This window comes from Propioniciclava sp. (genome assembly GCF_029977985.1).
In the GTDB taxonomy this organism is placed as follows: domain Bacteria; phylum Actinomycetota; class Actinomycetes; order Propionibacteriales; family Propionibacteriaceae; genus Propioniciclava.
The window spans coordinates 1-6655 of sequence record NZ_JARKOT010000126.1; the positions used below are offsets into that span (position 1 = coordinate 1).

The window sequence follows — 6655 nt, forward strand, 5'->3', positions numbered from 1 at the left end:
GGCGAGACGCTCCGCGTCGAACTGGACGCCGCGGCCATCACGGCGCGGATCTCCGCCGGCGGCGTCCAGTTGTGGGCGATCTGACGCAGGGCCGGGCGGCGCGGGGCGCAGGTTTCTGACATCACGTTTCTGACCTAGAAAATCGTGGCACGTGCCACGATTTTCGGGGTCAGAAACGTGATCAGCCCCGGGCAGGACCGTGCTGGAGCATCCAGGCCCACATGGCGATGGACGCCGCCGCTCCCGCATTGAGCGAGCGGGTCGAGCCGTGCTGCGTGATCGCGACAAGCCGGTCGCACAGCTCCACGACCTCGTCGGTCAACCCCGGGCCTTCCGAGCCGAACACCAGGCAGCAGTCCACCGGCAGCGACACCCTCTCCAGCGGAACCGACCCGGGCAGGTTGTCGACCCCCACCGGCGTGATGCCTCGTTCCGCCAGCCACGCCCCGAACTCGGCCACCCCGGCGTGGTGGTGCACGCTCAGGTAGCGTTCGGTCACCATCGCCCCGCGCCGGTTCCAGCGGCGGCATCCGAGGATGTGAACGCCCGCCACGTTGAACGCGTTCGCGGTCCGCACCACCGAGCCAATGTTGAAGTCGTGTTCGAAGTTCTGGATCGCCACGTGCAGCCGGCTGCGCCGCGTCTCAAGGTCGGCCACGATCGCCTCGAGCCGCCAGTAGCGGTAGGCGTCCACGACGTTGCGCCGGTCCCCCGACACGAGCAACTCGGGGTCGAGCCGCGGGTCGTCCGGCCACGGCTGCGGGTGCGGACCGACCCCCACCTCGGGCGCCGTGGGATCGTCGGTTGCCATGCGCCCAAGGTAGCGGTTGCCAACCAGGACGCCGCCGGCGCGGCTCTGCCACGCCTCTCCACTACCATGGACGCGGCCCTTGACGCCTGACCCGAAGGATTTTCCAGCCATGACGTCGTCCGAGCCCACCGCGACCACCCACAGCAACCACGACGCTCACCTCGAGGCCCCCGAGAGCGCCGGTGCGTGGCTCGTCCGGCTGCTCAAGGGCATTGCGGTCGGCGTCGGCTTCATCCTGCCCGGCCTGTCCGGCGGCGTGCTGGCGGTCATCTTCAAGATCTACGACCCGATGATCCGCTTCCTGGGCAACATGCGGCACCGCTTCCTCGCGAACGTGCGCTACTTCATCCCGGTCGGCATCGGGGCGCTCATCGGCGTGTGGCTGTTCTCCGTCGTCGTCGCCGCCGCCTTCGGGCGTTACGAGGCGGCGTTCGTCTGCTTGTTCATCGGCTTCGTGATCGGCACCTTCCCGAGCCTGTGGCGTCAGGCCGGCAAGCAGGGACGCCGCACGAAGCACCTGGTCGTCCTCGCCGTCTCGGCGGTGGCGATCTTCCTCGTCATGCTCTTCGGTGGGCAGATAGACCTGGACGTGCCGCCGTCCATCCCGGTGTGGTTCGCTTCGGGCGCCCTCATCGGCCTGGGCGTGATCGTGCCCGGCATGAGCCCGTCGAACTTCCTCATCTACTTCGGCCTCTACGACAAGATGTCCGCGGGCCTGCGCGACCTCGACCTGAGCGTCGCCATCCCCCTGTTCGTCGGCCTCGTGGCCTGCGTGCTGCTCTTCGCCAAGGCGGCCAACTGGGCGTTCGACACCCACTACGCGGGCATGTACCACTTCATCCTCGGCATGGTCATCGGCTCGTCGTTGGCGATCTTCCCGACCGTCGTCTTCGCCCCCGAGGCGATCGAGAAGGCCGGCCTCGGGTTGCCTGCGTTCCTGGCCTTCTGCGCCGCGATGTTGGTGGCGGGCGTCGTGGCGTCCTGGCTGTTCAGCAAGGTCGAGGACCGCTACGCCAGCGAGCGCGAGGCCATCGAGTCGCGCTGACGCCGCGGCCGGGAACAACCAAAGGCAACACAAGGCCACACACAGCGTCGCCTCAGGTGGTGGCCTTACCTTTGAAATGTGAACCTGCTCGCGATTGTCCCCCTGCTGCTGCCGGCCTGGCTGGACCCCGCCGTGATCATCCACACGCTCGGCAACGGTGCGCTGTGGGGCGTCGCGGCGATCCTCGTGATCGAGTGCGCGATCTTCCCGGTCCTGCCGGGTGACTCGCTGCTCTTCACCGTCGGCATGTTCATCGCGATGAACCCGCCGTCCATCACGTTCGGCGCGCTGCCTGCGTGGGCGGTGCTGGGCATCAGCTTGGTGATCCTGTCGCTCGCCGCCGTGCTCGGCAACGTCATCGGCTACAGCGTCGGCGCGAAGGTCGGGCACGCTCTGTTCAAGCCGCGCGAAGGCTTCTGGGGTCGCATCTTCGACCCGAAGTACGTCGTCGCCACCCACGCGTTCTTCGACCGCCACGGCCCGCGCGCCCTGGTGCTGGCGCGCTTCGTGCCGCTGATCCGCACGTTCGTCACGCTCATCGCGGGCGCCTCGGGCATGGATCGGCGCACCTTCATCAAGTGGACCGCCATCGGCGGCGTCGCCTGGTCCCTCCTCATCACGGTCGCCGGCTATTTCCTCGGCACCGTCCCCTTCATCGGAGACAACATCGACGCCGTCTTGGTCGTCATCGTCCTCGTGTCGCTCCTGCCGATGGGCGTGGAGTGGCTCAAGAGCCGCCGCAAGACCGCTGCGGCGGCGTCCGTCGAGGCCTGAGGGCCCAAGCGCGACCCACGTCGAACCCGACCCGCGCGGACCTCAGGGCTGGGCGTTCGGGTTCTGCTGGTTCGGGTTCTGCTGGTTCGGGTTCTGTTGGGGCTGAGCCTCGTAGGTCGGCGGCTGGTAGGGCCGGTCGAACTGGTTCTGCTGGGCCTGCGGGTTGGGCAGTTCGTTCGGGGCGCTGTCGCCAAGTTGTCCGGACGCCGCCCCGCCGGTCGCAGGTGCGTCGCCCCGGTAGCTGATCTCGCCGAAGTTCACGTCGGGCGCGCGGCGCACCTCGGGGTCGTTCACCTCGAAGTAGGTGGCCTTGGCGAAGTTGAACGAGTTCGCGATGATGTTGCTCGGCACCGACTCGATGCGCGTGTTGTAGTTCCGCACGTTGGCGTTGTAGTAGCGGCGGCCCGCGGCGATGCGGTCCTCGGTCTCGGCGAGCTGGCGCTGCAACTCGAGGAAGTTCTGGTTGCTCTTGAGCTCGGGGTAGGCCTCGACCTGCACCATGAGCCCGCGCACCTGCTGGGTCAACTGCTCCTCCACCGCGGCCCGCTCGGGCGAGGGCGCCTCGCCACGCTCGGCGGAGGCCAACTGCTGCGCCTGCGAGCGCAGCCGGACGATGCCCTCGAGCGTGTTGCGCTCGTGCGCGGCGAAGGCGCGCACGGTCTCGACGAGGTTCGGGATCAGTTCGTAGCGACGGTTGAGTTCGACGTCGACCTGACGCCACGACTCCTGGATGAGGTTCCGCTGCCGGATGAAGCCGTTGTAGGCGGCAAGGCCCCAGCCGACGACGCCGACGACGGCGACCAGCAGAATGACCAGAATGATCAGGAAGACGTCCATGGTTCTCCTTCGGTGGGGCGCTTCTGGGCCCACCCTAGCCAACTACGACAGGCCGAGGTCGCTCAGACCCACCGCAAAGCGGTACGGCAGCCCGGCCGCTTCGATGCGCTCGCGGACGCCGGTGTTGCGGTCGACGATCGTCGCTACGCCCACGACGATCCCGCCCGCCTCCTGCACCGCCTCGACGGCCTGCATGACCGAACCCCCGGTGGTCGACGTGTCTTCGACCACCAGCACCCGCCGCCCGGCCACCTCGGTGCCCTCGATGCGGCGCTGCAGCCCGTGTGCTTTCGACTCCTTGCGCACGACGAAGGCGTCCAGCCGTTTCCCGGACGCCGCCGCCGCGTGCAGCATCGCCACGGCCACCGGATCGGCACCCAGCGTGAGCCCGCCGGCGGCCTCGTAGTCCCAGTCGGCCACGAGGTCGCGCATCACGCGCCCCACCACGGGTGCCGCCGCCCCGTCGAGCGTCACCCGGCGCAGATCGACGTAGTAGTCGGCCTCCCGGCCCGAGGCCAGCGTGACCTTGCCCCACACGACGGCGAGATCGGTGATGTGGGCGATGAGCGCGTCGCGATCCGTCATGGCGGTGAGCCTAGCGGCGCCGCGCCCGCGATCACGCAGCGAACCCGGCACCGTGATGAGGACGCCATGAGTCACCCCTCCGTCCTGAGTCGGCGGCCGGTGGGCTGTTCACGCCGGATAGGCGCAGAAACGCCGCGCAGACGCGGCGTTGTTGCGCCTAGGCGGCGCCGGGGGCGTCCCGACCGGGCGTGAATGCGCCCAAGCGGCGTGCTTGCGCCCAAGCGGCGTCTCCGGAAGGCGGCCCGACGCCGGGGAGGGCGTCCTACTTTGACTGGGTCGACACGAGCGCACCGAACGCGACGGTGCGGGTGTCGGAACGGAAGAGATCCTGGCTCGTGGTGAGGGTGAGCAGCGCCTGGGACGGCCGCACCTCGGGCTGGGCGGGCACGGGTTGGAGCACCCACGTGTCGGTGTCAGTGACCGTAAGCTCGACGGGGTTGTTGGTGAGCGCGTAGGTGTAGACCGCGGACGCCGTTTCGACGATCACCTCGTCGCCGGCAGCGAGTTCGGTGAGGCGGGCGAACGGGCCGTGCAGGCCGCGCACGCCCGCGACCGCGAAGTTGCCCACCTGCCCCGGCGCGGCCGTGCCCGCGTACCAGCCGACGCCACGGGTCAGGGACGCCGCGTCGGTTCCCGCGACCACCAGGTGCTCCCCGTCTCCCCAGGCGGGGACGCGCAGCAGCGCCACGGGTTCCCCGGGCAGGGCGGCCGCAGGGTCGGCGTCCGGTTCGGACCGCCACCGTTCGCGCAACTGCGCCACCTCGGCGGCGCTCGCCTGGGGATCCACCGGCGGCTTGGCCAGGAGTTCGTAACTCGACCACCCGAGCGCCCCGAGGGCCACCACGAGCACGAGGACGCCGACGCTCACCACCCAGCGCCCGGCACGACGGGGTTTCGCCGCCCTCCGGGGGGTGGTCGTCGTGATCACGCGGTCAGTATGCCAGCGGTCCAGGGTGGCGCCACGGACGCCGGCTCTCCCCGCTCGCACCTCAGGAGAACCAGGTGCCCTTCTTCGGGATCGCCGGGGACACCGGGGCGGCGTCGGTGAGCGGGGCGGCGTCACCGATCCAGGTGACGACGTCGCGGCCTGCCATGGCCCGGTAGGGGAACGCCGCGCGCGCGGCCAGGCGGGACAGTTCCGTCGCAGGCAGGACGCCGTTGGACGCCACCACCACGAGATTGCCGAAGCGGCGCCCCTTCCAGACCGGCGACTCGGCACTCACCATCACCTGCCGGAAGGTGTCCCGGACGCCGGCCACGAACCGCCGCCCCCACGCGAACGGCGCCCGATCGGCGACGTTCGCCACGAAGACCGCCCGCGCCCGCTGCCGGGCCGCCACCTCGGCGAGGAACTCGACGCTCGCCAGGCTCGGCGGCACGCGCGGGCCGTCGAAGGCGTCCAGCACGAGGGCGTCGAAGTAGTCGGGTGGCATCTCCTCCAGCCCGGCGCGGCCGTCCACCACCCGGATCCGGATCGACGTGTGCCGCGGCAGCGGGATCAGCCGGCGGACCTCGTCGACGAGGTCGGCGTCCGGCTCGCAGACCACCTGCGCCGTGTGTGGCCGCTTCGCCTCCACCCAGCGGGGGATGGTCAGCCCGCCCCCGCCCAGGTGCACGAGGCGCAGCCGCTCGTCGCGCGGCCGCTGCAGCACGGTCGCGCCCAGCGCCTCGCACACCCGCTGGACGTACTCGTACTGCAAGTCCAGCGGGTTCGCGGGGTTCACCCACGACTGGGCCGTCCCGTCGGCGACGACCTGGAACGCCCCTCGGTGGAACGGGTCGGCCTGCAGATGGGGCACCGGCGGCGTCCGTCAGAGGGAGCCGAGGAACTCGAGCAGGAGCGCGTTGAACTCCGCCGCATGGCTGACGGGCAGTCCGTGCGGCCCGCCCGGGACCACCCGAACCTCGGCGTGCTTCACGAACTGCGGCACCCGCTTGCCGGATGCCTCGAACGGCACGTTGTTGTCGGCGTCGCCGTGGATGACGAGCGTGGGCACGTCGATCTTCGCGAGGTCGGCGCGGAAGTCGGTCGCCCAGGCGAGGATGCAGTCCTGGAGGGCCTGGTCGCTGCCCTGGGCGGCGATGCGCAGCACCTCGGCGAACTGGCTCTCGCTGATCGTCATCTGGCTGGGGTTCGAGAAGAACCACGTCATGAACTGGCGCAGGAACCCCTCGCGGTCGCCGCGGCACTGGTTGCGCAGATCGGCGAACCCCTCGAACGGCATGCCGCCGTCGGGGTTGTCGTCGGTCTGGCACAGGGCGGGCGTGATGGCGCCCACGAGCACCGCCGCCGCGACGCGCCCCGAGCCGTAGGTGCCCAGGTAGCGCGCCACCTCCCCGCCGCCCATCGAGTGGCCGACGAGCACGGCGTCGGTGAGATCGAGTTCGGTGAGCAGTGTGTTGAGATCGGACGCCAGCGTGTCGTACTCGTAGCCGCTGGCGGCCTTGCCCGAGCGGCCGAACCCGCGCCGGTCGTACGCGACGACGCGGTAGCCCGCATCCGCCAGGGGCTGCTCCTGGGCCGCCCAGGCTTCGGCCGACAGCGGCCAGCCGTGGATCAGCACGACCGGGCGCCCCTCGCCGCCGGTGTCGGTGTAGAAGAG

8 protein-coding genes are annotated in these 6655 nt (G+C 70.3%); 2 read left to right on the forward strand and 6 right to left on the reverse strand.

What is annotated here, in order from left to right:
* Positions 1–181 precede the first annotated feature (181 nt).
* Positions 182–811 (reverse strand): RNA methyltransferase, encoded by a 630-nt coding sequence (locus Q1K57_RS08080; RefSeq protein ID WP_300080762.1) that lies wholly within the window; start codon positions 809–811, stop codon positions 182–184.
* A 109-nt stretch (positions 812–920) separates the two neighbouring features.
* Here Q1K57_RS08080 and Q1K57_RS08085 point away from each other — a divergent pair, with 109 nt between their 5' ends.
* Entirely contained in the window at positions 921–1856 is a 936-nt protein-coding gene (locus Q1K57_RS08085; protein WP_300080764.1) for a DUF368 domain-containing protein, read from the forward strand.
* A 78-nt stretch (positions 1857–1934) separates the two neighbouring features.
* Positions 1935–2630 (forward strand): VTT domain-containing protein, encoded by a 696-nt coding sequence (locus Q1K57_RS08090; RefSeq protein WP_300080766.1) that lies wholly within the window; start codon positions 1935–1937, stop codon positions 2628–2630.
* Positions 2631–2672: 42 nt separating this feature from the next.
* Here Q1K57_RS08090 and Q1K57_RS08095 read toward each other — a convergent pair whose 3' ends face one another.
* From Q1K57_RS08095 to Q1K57_RS08115, 5 genes are all read right to left on the reverse strand, one after another.
* Positions 2673–3467, reverse strand: a complete 795-nt coding sequence (locus Q1K57_RS08095) for a LemA family protein (RefSeq protein ID WP_300080768.1) — start codon at positions 3465–3467, stop codon at positions 2673–2675.
* Between the two features lie 42 nt (positions 3468–3509).
* On the reverse strand, positions 3510–4052 hold the full coding sequence (gene pyrE / locus Q1K57_RS08100; protein WP_300080770.1) for an orotate phosphoribosyltransferase: 543 nt from the start codon (positions 4050–4052) through the stop codon (positions 3510–3512).
* Between the two features lie 262 nt (positions 4053–4314).
* Positions 4315–4980 carry a sortase gene (locus Q1K57_RS08105; RefSeq protein WP_300080772.1) on the reverse strand — a complete coding sequence of 222 codons (666 nt, stop codon included), beginning with the start codon at positions 4978–4980 and terminating at the stop codon, positions 4315–4317.
* A 61-nt stretch (positions 4981–5041) separates the two neighbouring features.
* Entirely contained in the window at positions 5042–5851 is an 810-nt protein-coding gene (locus tag Q1K57_RS08110) for a fused MFS/spermidine synthase (RefSeq protein ID WP_300080774.1), read from the reverse strand.
* 12 nt (positions 5852–5863) lie between these two features.
* A partial coding sequence (locus Q1K57_RS08115; RefSeq protein WP_300080776.1) for an alpha/beta hydrolase occupies positions 5864–6655 on the reverse strand: 792 nt, incomplete at its 5' end.

Coding starts and splice junctions, on each gene's coding strand:
- Q1K57_RS08080 (WP_300080762.1), bottom strand. CDS start 811: ATGGCAACCGACGATCCCACGGCGCCCGAGGTGGGGGTCGGTCCGCAC.
- Q1K57_RS08085 (WP_300080764.1), top strand. CDS start 921: ATGACGTCGTCCGAGCCCACCGCGACCACCCACAGCAACCACGACGCT.
- Q1K57_RS08095 (WP_300080768.1), bottom strand. CDS start 3,467: ATGGACGTCTTCCTGATCATTCTGGTCATTCTGCTGGTCGCCGTCGTC.
- pyrE (WP_300080770.1), bottom strand. CDS start 4,052: ATGACGGATCGCGACGCGCTCATCGCCCACATCACCGATCTCGCCGTC.